Origin of the sequence: Sinorhizobium prairiense (assembly GCF_029201645.2) — a bacterium.
Lineage (GTDB): Bacteria > Pseudomonadota > Alphaproteobacteria > Rhizobiales > Rhizobiaceae > Sinorhizobium > Sinorhizobium meliloti_A.
The window spans coordinates 1027590-1044407 of sequence record NZ_CP104131.1; the positions used below are offsets into that span (position 1 = coordinate 1027590).

A 16818-nucleotide genomic window follows, 5' to 3' on the forward strand; every position below is an offset into this window, starting at 1 on the left:
ATCGCCAGAACGATGTCCCCGTCATCGATGGTTCGAGCCTGCCTGGGCGCCCGGCCGGTGGGCGCGGCACTCGGGCCCGGTCTTTCGTCAGGGGCGCCATTATCGATCGCCAACATCAGAGCCGACATAGCCTTCTCCTTCTGGTTCAGGGCGTTTCCGTCCCTTGGAGGCTTGACTATCGCGCATGCGTGATGTTCAATCAAACGAAATGAAGTTAAGTTATCTTTCAGTTTTTCTGATCTAGGGTGCCGCCATGAACATGATGATGCGCCACGCGCTTCCGCTGCTCGAAATGGACGTGCTCAAGACTTTCGTCGCCATTGCCGAGACCGGAAACTTCACCACCGCCGCGGAGACGGTCTACCGCACGCCTTCAGCCGTTTCGATGCAGATCAAGAAGCTCGAGGAAATGCTCGGCTGCACGTTGTTCCTGCGCGACGCCCGCTCGGTGTCGCTGACGCCGAAGGGCGAACTCCTGCTCGGCTATGCCCGGCGGCTTCTATCGCTCAACAACGAGACGGTGTCCCGCTTCCTGTTGCCAGACATGAACGGGGTGGTGCGGGTCGGTGCGCCGGAGGATGTCGGCGAGCGAATTCTGCCTGATGTATTGAAGCGCTTTGCCGAGACGTATCCGAACGTCACCATCGACGTTTCGATCGGCATGAGCAACGCGATGCGCAAGCGGGTCGACGAGCATCGGCTGGACATCGCCGTGTTCAACAGCCTTTCCGAGGACTCTGCCAAAGGCGCAGAAATCCTGATGCAGGAGAAACTGGTCTGGGCAGGTGCGAAATGCGGGAACGCGCATCTGCGCGATCCTCTGCCGGTTTCCATGTGGGAGGACGGCTGCGTCTGGCGTGCCGATGCGGTCGAGAAGCTGTCGCGTGCGGGCCGCAAGTTCCGCGTCGCCTTTTTGAGCGCCTATACGACCGGACAGCGTGCGGCTGTTCTCGCCGGGCTCGCGATCGCGCCGCTGCCGCGCTATCTCGTCCAAGGCGAGATGGTCCAGCTCGGCGAGCGTGACGGCCTGCCGGATCTAGGTCACTACAACATCGGCCTCAAGGTCATCGAAGATGCGCCGGCGCCGGTTCTGGCGGTCGCGGAGCATGTTCGCGCTGCCTTCGCCGAGCTGCAGATGCAGGCGGCATAATTCCGCAAGCGGCGTCCCGGGACCGCCAAACGACTCGGGAAGCAAACGTCGCGCGATACCGGGTGGACGATCATAAGTTTTGGCTTATAATAAGCTATGACTTATGATCAGGATAAAGCCTTTGCTGCGCTCGCCGATCCAACGCGCCGTGCCATCTTCGAGAAGGTGGCTGAGCGGCGGCAGTCGGTCGCCGAGATCGCCCGGGCGATGCCGGTTTCACAGCCGGCGATCTCACAGCATTTGAAGATACTGAAGGCGGCACATCTCGTGCGCGACGTGCCGTCGGGTGCGCGGCGAATCTCATTCGATCGATCCCAACGGGCTGGGGCCGCTCAGGAAATGGCTCGACCGATTCTGGGATGATCAACTCGCCGCATTCAAGCAGGCGGTCGAGGCGGCCGAGTGGTCTGAAAAAGCCGAAGAGTAACTCTGTCGCGATCTCACGGGAGGAGACCTCATGAACATGATCGAGCCGGCACCGGTCCGTAAGTCGGTTACGGTGCGTACATCGCCGCAGCAGGCGTTCGACATTTTCGTCAGCGGAATGGGGACGTGGTGGATCAAGGGCCACAGCCTCACGCAGTCCGGTCAAAAGACGGTTGTGGTAGAGGCCGTCGCGGGTGGCCGCTGGTACGAGATCGGCAACGCGGGAGAAGAATGCGAGTGGGGGCGTGTCATCGCGTGCGACCGACCGAACCGAATTCTCTTCGACTGGCAGCTCAACGCCGATTTCGACTACGATCCCGGCCTGCATACCGAAGTGGAGATCCTGTTCGAGCCAAATGGGGAAGGTGGCACGACCGTCATTCTCGAGCACCGCCATCTCGAAAATTACGGCGTGAAGGCCGAGGAAATGCGCGGTATTTTCAATTCGGAAAACGGCTGGGGCGGCCTGTTGGCGTCCTATGTGGAGATGGCAGCAGCTTGAGTTCACCGTTCCCGGTCATCATGCCATTCAGAACCTATGGCTGGCTCTGCCGACCGATCGGCCCATAAAGCGTATATGGGGACTGCAATCGGCGCGGGAAGCGTTCTTCCTGCCCAAGGACTTGGTCGGCTGGATCCTTGTGACAAGCACATTGACATGAAACAAGCCGCCGCGGATATCGCGACTCTCAACAGACTTTAATCCGGCTGGGAAATGCTGGCCATTCTGGCCAGCCGTTGGAATGCTGTCGGAGCCATGGGCTCTGCTTCGAGCCGTTTGCGGATGAGCGCGGCGCATTCGTCAGGCGTCATCATGGACGTGTCGACTGCGAGATCGTAGATACCGGGGCGATGCACCTCTCGCTGCCAGGCGAGCACCTGGCGCGGAACAGGCTCCGCCTCGCTGCCGGTGAGGTAACCGCCTTCGCGGCCGAGCTGGCCGCGATTGCGCCGCTCCATTATCGTCTCGACCGGACACCGCACCCCGACGAAGAGGACGGGAAGGCCGAGAAGCCGCCGAGCGCAGTCGGGGAGGATATGGCGTGGTTCGCCATAGGCCTCGTGATGCCCGACATCGACGACAACGTTCAGACCCAGCCGGCTATGCGCGGCAACGGACTCGTAGAGGGCAGCATAGAATAGGGGTACGAGCGCTTCGATTTCAGGCAATTCACCGCCGGGCCGCAACCCGATACCCGGCAGGTAGCGGCGAGGCATTACTCGCTCCATGTAAGTGTCGACGCCAAGGTTCATCCATGGCCCGTCGAATGTCTCCTGGATCACCTCGGCTATGCTCGACTTGCCGGACCGCGGCGCCCCGTTGAGAATGACGATTCGTCCAGGATTGCGGCCGCTTTTCATCGGATCTCCTCGGCCGTCGACACAAGGTCCGGCTATTCGAAGCGGTGAGACGAGGCGGGGGCTACTCCCTGCTGCGTCGCCGTCTGCGGCCGCCCCCTTCGCCACCGTCGTCGATCAGTGCCTTGCGCGCCGGCAGGGTAACCACTTCGGCGAGTTTCGGGAAGGCATCCACCTTGTTCGGCATCGCCATGGCGTTGACGAAATGCTCCTGAAACTTCGATTCAAGCGCCGTCTCTATCTTCTCGATTTTCCTCACTGTTTGCTCGATCTCGCGGCGGTGACCGCGATTGAGGAGCGCCATCAGCGCGCCTGTGCCGGCGGCATTGCCGACCGACTTCACTTCGGTGAGGTCGCAATCGGGAATCAGTCCGAGCACCATGGCATATTTCGGATCGATGAAGGAGCCGAAGGCACCGGCAAACCGGATCGTGTCGACGTGATCGACACCTTGTTTCTCCATGAGCAGCTTGATGCCGGCATAGAGCGCGGACTTGGCGAGCTGGATCGCTCGGATATCGTTCTGCGTCACGGTGATGCGCTGTTCGCCTTCGTGGAGCAGATAGGAGAAGGTGCGGCCGTTCGGGATGATGCGCGGGCTCTTCGCGACCATTGCGCCGTCGACGACGCCGTCCTGCGAAATGATGCCGGTGAGGTACATCTCCGCGACGACTTCGATGATCGCCGAGCCACAGATCCCTGTGACACCGACTGCCGCAGCGGCCTCGGCGAAACCTTCTTCATTCGACCATTTGTCGACGCCGATCACCCGGAACCGCGGCTCCAGCGTCTCGGGATCGATGCGAACGCGCTCGATCGCTCCGGGTGCGGCTCGTTGGCCGGAGGAGATCTCGGCCCCCTCGAAGGCCGGTCCGGTCGGCGATGAGGCGGCCACGACGCGCTCCCTGTTGCCGAGCACGATCTCGGCATTGGTGCCGACATCGACGAGCAGCATCATCTTATCCTGACGATGCGGCCCTTCGGAAAGCGTCGCACCCGCGGCGTCCGCTCCGACATGGCCGGCGATGCACGGGAGCATATAGAGGCGCGCGCCGCGATTGACCTCGATGTCGATTTCGTGCGCCCAATATTGCAGGGCGCCGGAGACGGCCAGTGCGAATGGCGCCTGGCCGAGTTCCGTCGGGTCGATCCCGAGGAACAGGTGATGCATGATCGGATTGGCGACGACGACCATGTCGAGAATGTCGCGGCGGTCGACCTCGCCCTCGGCGCAGACCTTGCCGATCAGGCCGTTCAACGCTTCGCGTACCGCTTTGGTCATCGCCTCGCGGCCATCCGGATTCATCATCACATAGGAGACGCGGCTCATCAGATCCTCACCGAAGCGGATCTGCGGATTCGATGTGCCGGAGGAGGCCACGATGCGTCCGGAGAGCAGCGATACGAGATGCATCGCAATCGTCGTCGAGCCAATGTCGCAGGCGACGCCATAGGCCTCGTTCTTCAGCCCCGGCCAGAGAGCGACAATGAAGGGACGCGAGGAGTCCATGTCGCGATGGATCGCCGCAGTCACCGCCCAATTGCCCTTGCGCAATATGCCTTGTACCTGGGGGATCAGGTGGGGGGCGATCAGAAGGTCCTTCCAACCCCAGTCTTTTTCCAGGACGACCTTTAACCGATCGAGATCGCCGAGCGGCTTATGCATGTCCGGTTCGTCGATCTCGACATAGCACAGTTGCACCGCCGCATTGCGCTCGATCACGCGGTCGGTTGCGGCCTTGCGCACCACCTGTGCGTTGATGACGGTGTCCTGCGGCACGTCGATGACGAGATCGCCGAGAATCTGGGCCGAACAGGACAGCCGCCGCCCGTCAGGCAATTCGCGCACGCTCGCGTAACGCTGCTCCTTGGGACCAATCGGCGAGATATGGTCGTTGGATGAAACGATCTTGTGCTTGGCGAAATTACCTTCCTGGACGGAAACCTGGCAACGTCCGCAGGTGGCGCGGCCGCCACAGACGCTTTCGACATAGACCCCAAGTGAACGTGCGGCGTCGAGGATCGGCGTACCGACGGGGAAACGGCCACGTTTGCCCGAGGGCATGAAGAGCACCAGCGGATCGTTCTTTTCGTCCTTCGAGGGCACGTTCAACATTTTCTGTCTCGCCAGCAGTTTATTTCGCGAGCCGGCGGGCGTTTGCCCGCACGCGCTTGGCATAGGGCCGAACTGCGGCCGCCGCTATCCGGTTGTGCGCGGCGGCAGAGCCCGGCTTTCCGGCGGCCAGTGCCGCGGCCGCACCCATCCCTTCCTTCACCAGGGCGACATTCGCGGCGACGACGCTTTCGGCGACAGCCGCCATCTTTTCGGTCACCATCCGGCTTGCCTCGACATAGTCGGTTGCCGAGCCGGTGATAGCGGCTACGGCCATGGCCTGCGTACGCGCGGCAATGACCATGGGTGCCTGAAACCAGAGTGCCGCCAGGTCGCTTGCGAAGGAGTGGTGCCTGGCCATTTTTACTCCGCCCGTGCGACGCCGGCGCGCGCCGCGCGTCCGCCGCGCCGCCCGCCGGCACCCGCCGGTGCGGCCGCAGCAGCGACGGCCTGGCCGCCTTCGGCCGGCTTGTGGTCGCGATAGGTCATGATCCAGTTTGTGCAGTTCGGGTCGGTGCCGTTAAGCACGTTTGCGGCTCGAACCGCCTCCATCTCCTGCGGACGGCAGGGGTTCATGATGGCCGAGGTCATGCCGGCGCCGATCACCATGGGGATGAAGCCGGCATTGATGCCGTGGCGATGCGGCAGGCCGAAGGAGATGTTGGAGAGGCCGCAGGTGGTGTTGACCTTGAGCTCTTCGCGAAGGCGGCGAAGCAGCGCGAAAACCTGCTGGCCCGCAGATCCTAGTGCGCCGATCGGCATGACCAGCGGATCGACGACGATATCGTGCGGCTTGATGCCGTAATCGGCGGCGCGCTCGACGATTTTCTTGGCGACCGCGAAGCGGACGTCCGGGTCCATTGAAATGCCGGTCTCGTCATTGGAGATCGCCACCACCGGAACGTCGTATTTCTTGCAGAGCGGCAGGATCGCTTCGAGCTTCTCTTCCTCGCCGGTCACCGAGTTGACGAGCGGGCGGCCCTTTGCGACGCGCAGGCCGGCTTCGATGGCGGCAGTAACCGAACTGTCGATCGACAGCGGCACGTCGACGAGGCCCTGAACGATCTCCAGAGTCTTGACCAGGAGCGGCGGCTCGGTCTCGTTCGGGTCGACGGCCGTCACGCCTGCATTGACGTCGAGCATCGTCGCGCCGGCGGCAACCTGCTCCAGCGCATCCTTGATCACTGTGTCGAAGTTGCCCTCGATCATCTCGGCGGCGAGCTTCTTACGGCCGGTCGGATTGATGCGTTCGCCGATGACGCAGAAGGGCTGGTCGAAGCCGATGATGATCTCGCGGGTGGCGGAGGCGACGATGGTGCGGGTCATATGAGATCCTCTGAACCTTGAGCGTTGGCCTATGTAATAGGGCCGTTCTGTGTTTGTAAGGCGCTGGACGAGCAGGAGCGCCGGTTATCCTCTGCTAAAGCCGCCAACTCACGGCTTTATCTCAATGCGGGTGGTGCGCAGCGGCCTCGGCCATCTGCTGCTGATTTTCTTCTTTGCCTTCGCGGATATGTTCCAGCCGCTCCGCAACCAGCGCATCGGTCGGCGCGGCTTCGCGAGTCCAGGGTTTGCGGCCCCTCAGGACACCTGATTCATGGACGATTTCGGCAACATACTCTTCCTGGCGGTAGGCCATGACGTGGACGCCGGAAACGCCCTCGATCTCCTTCACCTCGTTCATGATGTCGATGCAGAGCTGCTTGCCTTCCTTTTTCTGGTCCTGTGCGCCCTCGAGCCGCTTGATGATGCTGTCCGGAATGTGGATGCCCGGAACATTGGAGCGGATCCAGCGGGCAGTCTTGGCGGATGCCATCGGCCCGACGCCCACCAGGATGTAGCACTTCTCGTGAAGACCGAGATCGCGCACCTTCTTCATGTATTCGCGAAACATCGGAACATCGAAGCAATACTGGCTCTGCACGAACTGTGCGCCGGCCTCGATCTTCTTGGCGAGGCGATAGGGGCGGAAATCATAGGGCGGAGCGAAGGGGTTGATCGCTGCTCCGAGGAATACCTGAGGCGGCGTCGTCAGCTTGCGGCCCGAAAGAAACTTTGAATTGTCGCGCATGATGCGCACCGTCTCGAGCAGGGACATGCAGTCGAGATCGAAAACCGGCTTGGCCCCGGGCTGGTCGCCCGCCTGCACGCCGTCGCCAGTGAGGCACATGATGTTCTGGACACCCATGGCCGAGGCGCCGAGCACGTCACCCTGAATCGCAATGCGGTTCTTGTCGCGGCAGGCGATCTGCATGATCGGCGCATAGCCCATGCGCGTCAGGAGCGCGCAGATGCCGACGGATGACATGTGGCAGTTGGCGCCTGAAGCGTCGACCGCATTGATGCCGTCCACCCATCCGTCGAAGACTGCCGCTCGCTCGTAGACGTCCTGGGGATCGGCGCTGTCCGGCGGATTGAGTTCGGCGGTAACTGCGAACTCGCCGCGGCGCAGCACGCGCTCCAACCGCCCGCGCGAGGAATGGCCGGGCAGGGGATCGAGCGGTGCGCCGGGATCGTGGGGATTGATGTCCGGAACTCATTGCTGCGGACCTTCCTTGTTCGCCGCTTCGCGGGCGGCCGCGGCCTCGGCCGTTACCCGCAACCAGGACGAGGTTTCGCGCAGCGACTGGTTGACCGGTTTCTGCACGTTCATGATTGCATCACCCTTCACCATGTTCTGCGAGCCCTTCCACGCCTGCACCCAGACGCAGGGCATGTCGGGTTCGACTTCGCAATTGCCGTTTGCGCGTACGCCGCCGCAGGGGCCGTTCCTCAGCTGTTTCGGACAGTTCATGGGGCACGACATACCAGTTGAGGACAACGCGCACTGGCCGCACATGCGACAGTCGAACAGGAAGCCCTTGACGTGACGCTCGACGAAGGTGACAGGCCTTTCAACCCGGTTGTAGCCGATTGCGTTCCAAAGCGGATGGAGAAGCAGGAACATGTCGGCGAAACGGTTGTAGAACCACTCGAGGAAACGCGAATTGCGCACGGCCCAGAGACGTACCGTGTATTTGTGGCGCGAGCGGCGGCTGGGCGACACACCCTGGGGCGTATAGGCGCCCGTCGCCGCCTTCCTGGCGGACTGGGCGTTGCCGGTCACGACCTTGGGGTCAGGCATTGTCCCGGCCTCCAGCCTTGACGAGTGCGACGAGGCGCTCCCGGTCATAGGCGGCTTCCAATTCCGCGGCCGCCCTGTCGGCTTCCGCCTCGAGGTCGTCGGAGACCGGAACGGGATCGGCCTTGCGCCATTCGGCGAGATAGTCGTCGGTCTCGGCGGCTCCGGTGCGCATGGCGCACATGTCGATCGCCTCGGTGAAACGCAGCGAGAGCTCGCGTTTGGCGGTCTTGCGGCCCTGCTTGATGATGACTTGCGCGGGGATATCGCGCCAGTAGACGATAATGCGGTCTGCCATCGGATTCCTGTTCTCCTATAGGGGCGACAATGCGCATGTCCACGCGCCGTGGCTCACCTTGCCACGACGTCCGATATGTCCAAAAACGACGCTGCACGATCGCGCATGCGAACCTTGCGTTCGCGGAGCGCGCCGCTTGTGCCGGCGCGGCGAAATGCCTGCCTTATCGGCGGCGACAAAGGACCGGGAATAGGCGTGCACCGGCCTTCGGATGGTCCTTAAGAATATCATGAATCTTGCATTCACTGCGTGTTCACCTGGCCGGCGGCAAAAGCTCTGACCTATTCGAACAGATAGGTGTGGAGATGAAGAAGATTGGGATACTGTTCCTCGCGGCTGTGACGGCTTTCACCGCCTATGCGCCTGCGCAAGCTATGCCCTTCCCAACCGTTCCGGTGTCGCAGGCGAGCGACGTGCAGACGGTCGACCACCGCGGCTGGCATGGTCACCGACATCGCCCGCGGCACGGCTGGCGCCGGCACGGCCATCGTCACGGCTGGTATAACGGGCATCGCGGCTACAGCTATCGCCGCCACGGCTACCGCCGGCACAGCGACGGCTGGTGGTATCCTCTGGGAGCCTTCGGTGCCGGCATGATCATCGGCGGCGCCATTGCCCAGCCGCGTTACGCAGAGCCACGCTATGCGGCGCCGGGACTGCCTTCCAGCCACGTCAACTGGTGCTATGACCGCTACCGCTCGTACCGCGCTGCGGACAATTCCTATCAGCCCTATGGTGGCCCAAGACAGCAGTGCTATTCGCCCTATTACTGATGTGTCGCGAGGCCGTCCGTCGGTAACGGGCGGCCTTAAAAGCGCGTCGCGCCGAAGGGCGGCTCAGTAACCCGAACTGCCGCCTCCCGAACTGCCCATGCTGCTGCCGCCGGAACTGCTTCCGGCAGGGTTCATCGTGTTTCGGCTGGACTGATTTGTCATGCACCCGACGAGTGTCAAAAGGGCAATCGCGGCTGCGAGTATCGTCGATCTGCGGGCCATTGTCTCTCTCCCATCGTGAATTGGATAGGACATGTGACGGCGCCCAACTATTCCCTCGGGCGGCACAAACGCCGACTCAGAGGGATCAAATCTCGATCAGCGATGTCGTTAGATCGCCATAGCCGGTATAGCGGTACTCATATTCGAGCCCGAGAATATCGGCGGCGCGACGCGCCTTTTCCTGCAACACCGCGTCCTCCTGCTGGGAGAGATAGACGAGCTTGCGGTAGTGGCCGAAATACATGTCGCGCAGTTCCGGGTGCCGGTCGAGGCCGAGCGGCTCGATGACGAAGGCTTCGAACTGCCGGGCAAGGAAATCCGTCAGGAAGAAGGCTGTGATGTCATCGTCCCAGCGGGCTGCGAAATCCGTGTTTCCGGCAAAGAACGAGTAGCAATGCGGCCCCGGGATGCGCGTCACCCCTTCCTCTTCGCAGAGGCGGTCGATAAGCCCGCCGGTGCCGCAATCGGCATAGGCGATGAAGATGCGCTCGAAACCGTTGGCGCGCGCCCGGGTGATAGCCTCACGCAGGCCCGGAGTGATCTTTTCCGGCGTGTTGTGCCAGATGGCCGGCAGACAGTTGAGCTCGATGTGGTCGAGCCCGTTGGCCGCGCAGACGGCAAGAATTTCGCGCGCGATCGCGCCGCAACCAATGACATGAACTTTCTTCGGTTGTGCACGTTCTCTTGCCGACGTTGCGTTTTCCATCTTTATTCCGCCTTGCATCAACAAAGGAATCACGGTCATGACGACAAAATCCATCGCGACCATCGGAGCCGTTTTGATAGCGCTGGCAACCCTGAGTTCCTGCGCAAACACGATCCGCGGCGTAGGACAGGATACTGCAAACGCAGTAAACGCGACACAGGGAGCCGGCCATCGGGTCGCCAAGGCCGCCAACTGACGGCCTGAGCGCAAGATCGACGTTCTTTCCGAAAACAAAAAAGCCGGCTGCTCGTTCACACGGGCAGCCGGCTTTTTCATGTCGGATCGTCTCAGCCGGCTGCGAGCTGATTGTGCTTGCGCTTCATGTAGTCCTTGGCCGTCTCGACGGCGACGGCCGCATCGCGGCAATAGGCGTCGGCCCCGACGGCCTTGCCGAATTCCTCGTTGAGCGGTGCACCGCCGACGAGGACGACGTATTCGTCGCGCAACCCCTTTTCCTTCATCGTGTCGATGACGACCTTCATATAGGGCATGGTCGTCGTGAGCAGGGCAGACATGCCGAGGATGTCCGGCTTCTCACGCTCGAGCGCTTCGAGGTAGTTCTCGACCGGATTGTTGATGCCTAGGTCGACGACGTCGAAGCCGGCGCCTTCCATCATCATGCCGACGAGGTTCTTGCCGATGTCGTGGATGTCGCCCTTGACCGTGCCGATTACCATCTTGCCGAGCTTCGGGGCACCGGTTTCAACAAGCAACGGGCGCAGGATGAACATGCCGGCCTTCATGGCATTGGCCGAAAGGAGCACTTCCGGGACGAAGAGAATGCCGTCGCGGAAATCGATGCCGACGATGCGCATGCCTTCGACCAGAGCCTGGGTCAGGACGTCGTAAGGCGTCCAGCCACGCTTGAGGAGGATGCGCGTCCCTTCCTCGATTTCCTCCTTGAGACCGTCATAGAGGTCGTCATGCATCTGCTGCACGAGTTCCTCATCGGAAAGGTCCTCGAGAATGATTTCATCGTCTGCCATAGTTGGGTTCCTCGGTTCCTGGCACAGTCATTTCGCACGGGTGGCACGAGAGAGGGCGCAATCCGGACGCGTCGCCCAATCCTTAGCGGGCTATACCTAAAAATCTCTTGTTGAAAGCGACGTCGCATGTGATGAAAAACGACGGCGCCCGGTGTAAATGCTCCCACGCGACGGCGGCGGCATTATTCCGCGGTTCGGAATCTGCCGCCTGCAAAATTATACAGCACTTCAAGGCGTTAGAGTGGCGCTTGCGCGGTGCCGATCTGAAGCAGCCGAAAGACGACTGCAATGGCAGCGACCGCAGACCGAGTGTCTAAGATGCGCCAGCCGTTGGCGCATTAAGACCCGTACCGGTCCGGCGCCTTGGTAGCATTAGGTCAAATCGACTACCGGATGCATATGCCCGCCGCTGGATCAGCCTCGCGAAAGGGGTATGCACCCACCCATCAAAGTGTTGCGGCGTTCATCGCGCATGATGCGCGGGGCACCGCGGGAAGAGGAATGAGCGAATGAGCGACGTTACAGAACAAGGTGCGGCCGAAGGCGGCGGACGCCGCGCGCGTGGCGAGGGGCGGGGAGCGGCAGCGCGTCGCGCTTCCCGCACCGGCGGTGGCCCGGGACCGTCTCTGCCCTATATCCAGCGCAGGATTCGCGAATACGAAGTTCTTGACGAGGAAGGGCTGCAGCTCATCGAACGCAACGCCGAGGTCGTTCTCGAAGAGATCGGCATCGAGTTTCGCGACGATGCCGAAGCGCTCGATCTGTGGAAGGCCGCTGGTGCCGACGTGCGCGGTCAACGCGTGCATTTCCCGAAGGGACTTTGCCGCGAGCTCTTGAAGACGGCGCCGAAGGATTTTACCTGGCACGCGCGCAACCCGGAGCGCAGCGCTCAGATCGGCGGCAAGGCGACCGTCTTCGCGCCGGTTTACGGCCCGCCCTTCGTGCGCGATCTCGACGGCAACCGCCGCTATGCGACGATCGAGGATTTCCGCAACTTCGTGAAGCTCGCCTATATGGCGCCGTCGATGCACTCTTCGGGCGGCACGGTATGCGAACCGGTCGACATCGCCGTGAACAAGCGCCACCTCGATATGGTCTATAGCCATATCCGCTATTCCGACAAACCCTTCATGGGATCGGTCACCGCGCCCGAGCGCGCCGAAGACACGGTCGCAATGGCGAAGATCCTTTTCGGCGACGATTTCGTCGAGAACAATGCGGTGACGTTGAATCTCATCAACGCGAACTCGCCGATGGTCTTCGACGAGACGATGCTCGGTGCCGCGAAGGTCTACGCCCGCCATAACCAGGCTTGCGTCGTTTCGCCCTTCATCCTGTCGGGTGCGATGAGCCCGGTCACGGTCGCCGGCACGCTGACGCAGATCCTCGCCGAAGTGCTCGCAGGTGCGGCCTTTACCCAGCTCATCCGCAAGGGCGCGCCGGTGCTGTTCGGCACCTTCGCCGCATCGATTTCGATGCAGTCGGGCGCGCCGACCTTCGGCACGCCGGAGCCGTCGCTCGTCTCCTACGGCGCTGCTCAGCTGGCTCGCCGCCTCGGCCTGCCGTTCCGTACCGGCGGTTCGCTCTGCGGCTCGAAGGTTCCGGATGCGCAGGCCGCACATGAATCGGCAAATACGCTGAACATGACGCTGCTTGCCGGCACCAACTTCGTGCTGCATGCAGCCGGCTGGCTCGAGGGCGGTCTCGTCTCGTCCTACGAGAAGTTCATGATCGACCAGGATCAGCTCGGCATGATGCAGAAGATGGCCGAGGGCGTGGACCTTTCCGAAGACGCGCAGGCGCTCGACGCCATCCGCGAAGTCGGCCCCGGCAGCCACTATCTCGGCTGTGCACATACGCAGGCGAACTTCCAGAGCGCCTTCTATCGCTCGCCGCTCGCCGATAACAACTCCTTCGAGCAGTGGGAGATCGAGGGCGAGAAGCGGATCGAACAGCGCGCCAACGCGCTCGCCCGCTCGTGGCTCGAAAACTATGAGGCGCCCTATCTCGACCCGGCAATCGACGAGGCGCTGAAGGAATTCATCGCCAAGCGGAAGGACTCGATGCCCGACGCCTTCACCTGAAAGGCTCCCGAGCGAGCCAGGGAGCAAGGCGGCGCGGCGCAGGTGGCCGATATGATACAGAAAGAGGTCTGGCGCCCGCATTACGAAACTCAAGGGCCGAAACCGAAATGACGGCTCCTTACGCATCGGAAAGCGATGTGCTTGAAACCATCCGTGCGGCGCTTGCGCCGCACGGTCTTTTTTGCGCGGAACCGTGAACTTCGCACCGGGCGAGGGGGCGCCGACGCTCGAAGGAGGCAAGTCCGCGGCGAGCGTGGTGCTGATCGGCAATGTCGGCGGCTCGGTCTGGAAGTCCTTCAGTCGGTGGCGCGAAGGCGAACCGGACGGCGGCGGTGCGGAGCCGCTCGACAAGTGGTCGAAGCAGGTCATCCGCCCGGCGGCTGCGGCAGCAGGCGCCTCGGCGTATTTTCCATCCGATCCCCCTTGGCAGCCCTTCCAGCAATGGGCAATGCATGCCGAGGGGCTGAAGCCGTCGCCGCTCGGCATCCTCATTCATCCGCGCTACGGCCTATGGCACGGCTATCGCGGCGCGCTGGGCTTCGATCGAGCCATGCCGGTGACGGGCGAGCCGGCGGGTGGCCACCCCTGCGAACGCTGTGTTGGACGGCCCTGCCTTTCTGGCTGCCCGGCGGACGCCTTGGCAGGCGCTACGTTCGATATGGGGCGCTGTCGCGGGCATCTGAGAACCGGAGAAGGGGTGACCGGCTGCCTTGCTCACGGCTGTCTGTCCCGCGATGCCTGTCCGGTGGGGTGCGACTATCGCTATCCGGCGGGGCAATTGCGTTTCCATATGGCGGCGATCGAGCTTTAATCAGCGCGCGCCCGCATAAATCCGCTGCAATCCATGCGATGCTACGTCCTATGATTCCCTCCGGGTCTGTTCGATGCCGCTGTTTACAAGAGCCTTCATCGCCGGCGCCGCCCTTCTATCCGCCGGTCTGGCTGCACCCGCATTCGGTGCCTGTCGCGATGTTCTCCATCTCGGCGAAACCTACCTCGCCTGCAGCTTCGACCCGGTGACGAGCGACATACGGCTCTACAACAAGGATCAGACGGGGGTGCCGTTCAGGTCCTTCAGGGCGCTGTCGCTCGAACTTCGTCGTCGCGAACAGTATCTCGTCTTCGCGATGAACGGCGGCATGTACCACGAGGACCTCGCTCCGGTCGGGCTGCATGTGGAGGAGGGTGCGGAACTGGCGCCGCTCAATAGAAATCCGGGTTGGGGCAACTTTCACATGCTGCCGAACGGCGTCTTTTATGTCGGCGATGGCAAGGCCGGGGTCATGGCGGCGGAGGCCTATCGCCTTGCCGGCATCGAGCCGCGTTTCGCAACGCAATCCGGTCCGATGCTCGTCATCGATGGTGCGCTGCATCCCCGTTTCCTGCCGGATAGCGACAGCCTCAAGACCCGCAACGGCGTCGGGGTGACGAACAGCGGGGAGGTGGTCTTCGCCGTGTCGAAACGGCCGGTGCGCTTTCACGATTTCGCGACTTTGTTTCGCGACGCGCTCGATTGCCCGAATGCGCTCTTTCTCGACGGAACGATCTCGAGCCTTTATGCGCCGGAGATCAATCGGCACGACCGGCTGTTTCCGCTCGGCCCGATCATCGCTGTCGTCGCGACGTTTCCACGCTGACTTCTCGATCCGTCGATCCGTGATGATGTATAATAAGTCTAATGTTGACAAAACGTATAAATCGTTTCAGATGCATGCATGAATATAGATCCGGGCCTTCCCACCTGTCTTGCTATGCACGCGCCCTCGGCCGCGGCGATAAGCGCGTTGCTTTACCCGCATGCGGAGGTCGTTCTGCACGATCTGTCCACCGGCAAGATTGCGGCTCTCTGGAACGCCTTTTCCGGTCGCACCGCGGCGACCGACTCCCTCATCGAGGATGGCCTGGACGGCATGGCTGAGGGCGCCTGCGTGCTCGGCCCTTATGAGAAGACGGGTGCGGACGGACGGCGGCTGAAATCGGTTTCGGCGGTGCTTCGCAACAATGAGGGACATGCCGTCGGGCTGCTCTGCATCAATCTCGATGTCTCACGAATCGATGACGCCGTGAGGCTGCTCGCGGCCTTTGCCGGCACGCCGGAACCACGGCCGCCGGCATTGTTTTCGCGCGACTGGCGCGAGGAGATCAATGCAGCGCTGCACGCTTGGCTAAAGGTGAGAGGCCTTGCGCTTTCCGCCTTGAAGCGCCCGGATCGCGTGGCACTGGTTGCGGCCCTCGAAGAGCAGGGGCTCTTCAAGACCCGCAATGCGGTCGACCATCTGGCGAGCCTGATCGGCACCTCGCGCGCATCCATCTACAACTACCTCTCGGCCGCGCGCGAAGAAGGCGCCGCCTGAATCTCGCGTTCAAAGGAAAGAACGACCATGACGACTTTGCCGGCCTTTCGCCTCGAGACGCATTTCTCGCGCTGGGAGTTCACGGCGCGCCACCACATGACCGCGAGCGACAGCGAAACCATGTCGATGGCGGAGCTGCTTTCCTGCGCCGACGACGCCGATCGCGACGCGTGGGAGCGGCTGACGCTCGGCTATACCGAGACCCATGGCGCTCCGGCGCTCCGCAAGGCGATCGCCGCGACCTATGAGGGGCTGGAGCCGGAAGATATCCTCTGCTTCGCCGGTGCCGAGGAAGGGCTCTACTGTGCCATGCTGGCTGCGCTCGGTCCCGAGGACCATGCCATCGTCACCGTGCCCAATTACCAGTCGATGGAAACGCTTCCGGTCACGCTCGCCGCGTCGGTGAGCGGCGTTGCACTCCGTCCCGAGAACAATTGGCAGATCGATATCGCCGATGTCCGGGCGGCGTTGCAGCCGAATACGAAGCTGATCGCGGTCAATTTCCCCAATAACCCGACGGGTGCTGTCGCCGAGCCGTCGGTCTTTCGCGCTCTCGCGGCGCTCTGCGCCGAGCGCGGCATTCATCTTTTCAGCGATGAGGTCTATCGAGGACTGGAGCGCGATGAGGAGAAGCGCCTGCCGCAGGCGGCCGAACTCTTCGATCGCGGTATTTCGCTCAACGTCATGTCCAAGGCCTATGGCCTTCCAGGTCTTCGGATCGGCTGGATTGCCTGCCGCGATCGCGCGCTTCTCCAGCGCATGGAAGGCATGAAGCACTACCTCTCCATCTGCAACTCCCGGCCATCGGAGGTACTGGCGACGATCGCGCTGAAATCGCGCCATCGGATACTTGAACGCAATCGCGCGCGCTGCACGCGAAATCTCGAGAAACTCGGAGCCTTCTTCGCCGAGTTCGCAGATCTCTACGCGTGGCAGGCGCCGGACGGCGGCTGCGTCGGCTTCGCCCGCTATCACGGGGCAGACGGCGTGGAGGAACATTGCCGGCGGCTTGTCGAGGAATCAGGCGTGCTGTTGCTTCCTTCGAGCCTTTTCGTCTCCGATCTACTGCCGGTCCCGCAGGATCGCTTCCGCGTCGGATTCGGCCGCAGGAACATCGAAGAGGGGCTCGAAGCCTGGCGCCATCACGTGCTGCGGGCGCCCGTGAGGTGATCGGCGGCGTGGCGCCGGCCGATTCCGTGTTAACGATGCGCCAACCTCATGGAAGT

Annotated in this window: 17 protein-coding genes and 2 pseudogenes; 10 read left to right on the forward strand and 9 right to left on the reverse strand. The window is 62.4% G+C overall.

Annotated features, from left to right (window positions below):
• The first annotated feature begins 253 nt into the window (after positions 1 to 253).
• The 3 genes and pseudogenes from N0Q91_RS07555 (at position 254) to N0Q91_RS07565 (ending at position 2078) form a co-directional block, all read left to right on the forward strand.
• Positions 254 to 1150, forward strand: a complete 897-nt coding sequence (locus N0Q91_RS07555; RefSeq protein ID WP_018095281.1) for a LysR substrate-binding domain-containing protein — start codon at positions 254 to 256, stop codon at positions 1148 to 1150.
• 96 nt (positions 1151 to 1246) lie between these two features.
• Positions 1247 to 1577, forward strand: a pseudogene (locus tag N0Q91_RS07560) (ArsR/SmtB family transcription factor).
• Between the two features lie 30 nt (positions 1578 to 1607).
• On the forward strand, positions 1608 to 2078 hold the full coding sequence (locus tag N0Q91_RS07565) for an SRPBCC family protein (RefSeq protein ID WP_275597752.1): 471 nt from the start codon (positions 1608 to 1610) through the stop codon (positions 2076 to 2078).
• Positions 2079 to 2275: 197 nt separating this feature from the next.
• On the opposite strand, the gene N0Q91_RS07570 is transcribed toward N0Q91_RS07565, so the two are convergent.
• The 7 genes from N0Q91_RS07570 to N0Q91_RS07600 all read right to left on the reverse strand — a co-directional run bounded on the left by N0Q91_RS07570 (position 2276) and on the right by N0Q91_RS07600 (position 8467).
• Positions 2276 to 2938: a phosphotransferase-like protein gene (locus tag N0Q91_RS07570; RefSeq protein WP_275597753.1), complete on the reverse strand. Its 663-nt coding sequence runs from the start codon at positions 2936 to 2938 to the stop codon at positions 2276 to 2278.
• Positions 2939 to 2999: 61 nt separating this feature from the next.
• Positions 3000 to 5051, reverse strand: coding sequence for an ASKHA domain-containing protein (locus N0Q91_RS07575; protein ID WP_275597754.1), 2052 nt, complete (start codon positions 5049 to 5051; stop codon positions 3000 to 3002).
• Positions 5052 to 5070: 19 nt separating this feature from the next.
• Positions 5071 to 5409 (reverse strand): hypothetical protein, encoded by a 339-nt coding sequence (locus N0Q91_RS07580; RefSeq protein WP_018095276.1) that lies wholly within the window; start codon positions 5407 to 5409, stop codon positions 5071 to 5073.
• Between the two features lie 2 nt (positions 5410 to 5411).
• Positions 5412 to 6374, reverse strand: coding sequence for a methyltetrahydrofolate cobalamin methyltransferase (locus N0Q91_RS07585; RefSeq protein ID WP_100673765.1), 963 nt, complete (start codon positions 6372 to 6374; stop codon positions 5412 to 5414).
• A 121-nt stretch (positions 6375 to 6495) separates the two neighbouring features.
• Positions 6496 to 7575: a methylenetetrahydrofolate reductase gene (locus N0Q91_RS07590; protein WP_275598102.1), complete on the reverse strand. Its 1080-nt coding sequence runs from the start codon at positions 7573 to 7575 to the stop codon at positions 6496 to 6498.
• Positions 7576 to 7584: 9 nt separating this feature from the next.
• A complete protein-coding gene (locus N0Q91_RS07595; protein ID WP_275597755.1) occupies positions 7585 to 8172 on the reverse strand; it encodes a methylenetetrahydrofolate reductase C-terminal domain-containing protein in 588 nt (195 codons plus the stop codon).
• The gene (locus N0Q91_RS07600; RefSeq protein WP_003530676.1) at positions 8165 to 8467 is read right to left on the reverse strand and encodes a virulence factor; all 303 of its coding nucleotides are present in this window, start codon (positions 8465 to 8467) and stop codon (positions 8165 to 8167) included. Before N0Q91_RS07600 ends, N0Q91_RS07595 begins: the two co-directional genes overlap by 8 nt.
• Before the next feature lie 305 nt (positions 8468 to 8772).
• On the opposite strand from N0Q91_RS07600, the gene N0Q91_RS07605 reads away from it, so the two are divergent.
• Positions 8773 to 9240: a BA14K family protein gene (locus N0Q91_RS07605; protein ID WP_275597756.1), complete on the forward strand. Its 468-nt coding sequence runs from the start codon at positions 8773 to 8775 to the stop codon at positions 9238 to 9240.
• Between the two features lie 307 nt (positions 9241 to 9547).
• Here the strand turns inward: N0Q91_RS07605 and N0Q91_RS07610 are convergent, their stop codons facing one another.
• Positions 9548 to 10168: a DUF1638 domain-containing protein gene (locus N0Q91_RS07610; protein ID WP_275597757.1), complete on the reverse strand. Its 621-nt coding sequence runs from the start codon at positions 10166 to 10168 to the stop codon at positions 9548 to 9550.
• Positions 10169 to 10205: 37 nt separating this feature from the next.
• Between N0Q91_RS07610 and N0Q91_RS07615 the strand changes: the two genes are divergently transcribed.
• Positions 10206 to 10364, forward strand: coding sequence for an entericidin domain-containing protein (locus N0Q91_RS07615; RefSeq protein ID WP_029956755.1), 159 nt, complete (start codon positions 10206 to 10208; stop codon positions 10362 to 10364).
• 91 nt (positions 10365 to 10455) lie between these two features.
• Here N0Q91_RS07615 and N0Q91_RS07620 read toward each other — a convergent pair whose 3' ends face one another.
• Positions 10456 to 11154 (reverse strand): cobalamin B12-binding domain-containing protein, encoded by a 699-nt coding sequence (locus N0Q91_RS07620; RefSeq protein ID WP_013844598.1) that lies wholly within the window; start codon positions 11152 to 11154, stop codon positions 10456 to 10458.
• A gap of 509 nt (positions 11155 to 11663) precedes the next feature.
• Here N0Q91_RS07620 and N0Q91_RS07625 point away from each other — a divergent pair.
• From N0Q91_RS07625 to N0Q91_RS07645, 5 genes and pseudogenes are all read left to right on the forward strand, one after another.
• Positions 11664 to 13238, forward strand: a complete 1575-nt coding sequence (locus tag N0Q91_RS07625; protein WP_018095268.1) for a trimethylamine methyltransferase family protein — start codon at positions 11664 to 11666, stop codon at positions 13236 to 13238.
• A gap of 107 nt (positions 13239 to 13345) precedes the next feature.
• Positions 13346 to 14049 (forward strand): annotated as a pseudogene (locus N0Q91_RS07630) (ferredoxin).
• A 73-nt stretch (positions 14050 to 14122) separates the two neighbouring features.
• Complete coding sequence (locus N0Q91_RS07635) at positions 14123 to 14875, forward strand: phosphodiester glycosidase family protein (RefSeq protein WP_275597758.1); 753 nt, start codon at positions 14123 to 14125, stop codon at positions 14873 to 14875.
• 78 nt (positions 14876 to 14953) lie between these two features.
• Entirely contained in the window at positions 14954 to 15592 is a 639-nt protein-coding gene (locus N0Q91_RS07640; protein ID WP_275597759.1) for a helix-turn-helix transcriptional regulator, read from the forward strand.
• Positions 15593 to 15619: 27 nt separating this feature from the next.
• Entirely contained in the window at positions 15620 to 16762 is a 1143-nt protein-coding gene (locus N0Q91_RS07645; RefSeq protein WP_275597760.1) for an aminotransferase class I/II-fold pyridoxal phosphate-dependent enzyme, read from the forward strand.
• Positions 16763 to 16818: the final 56 nt, after the last annotated feature.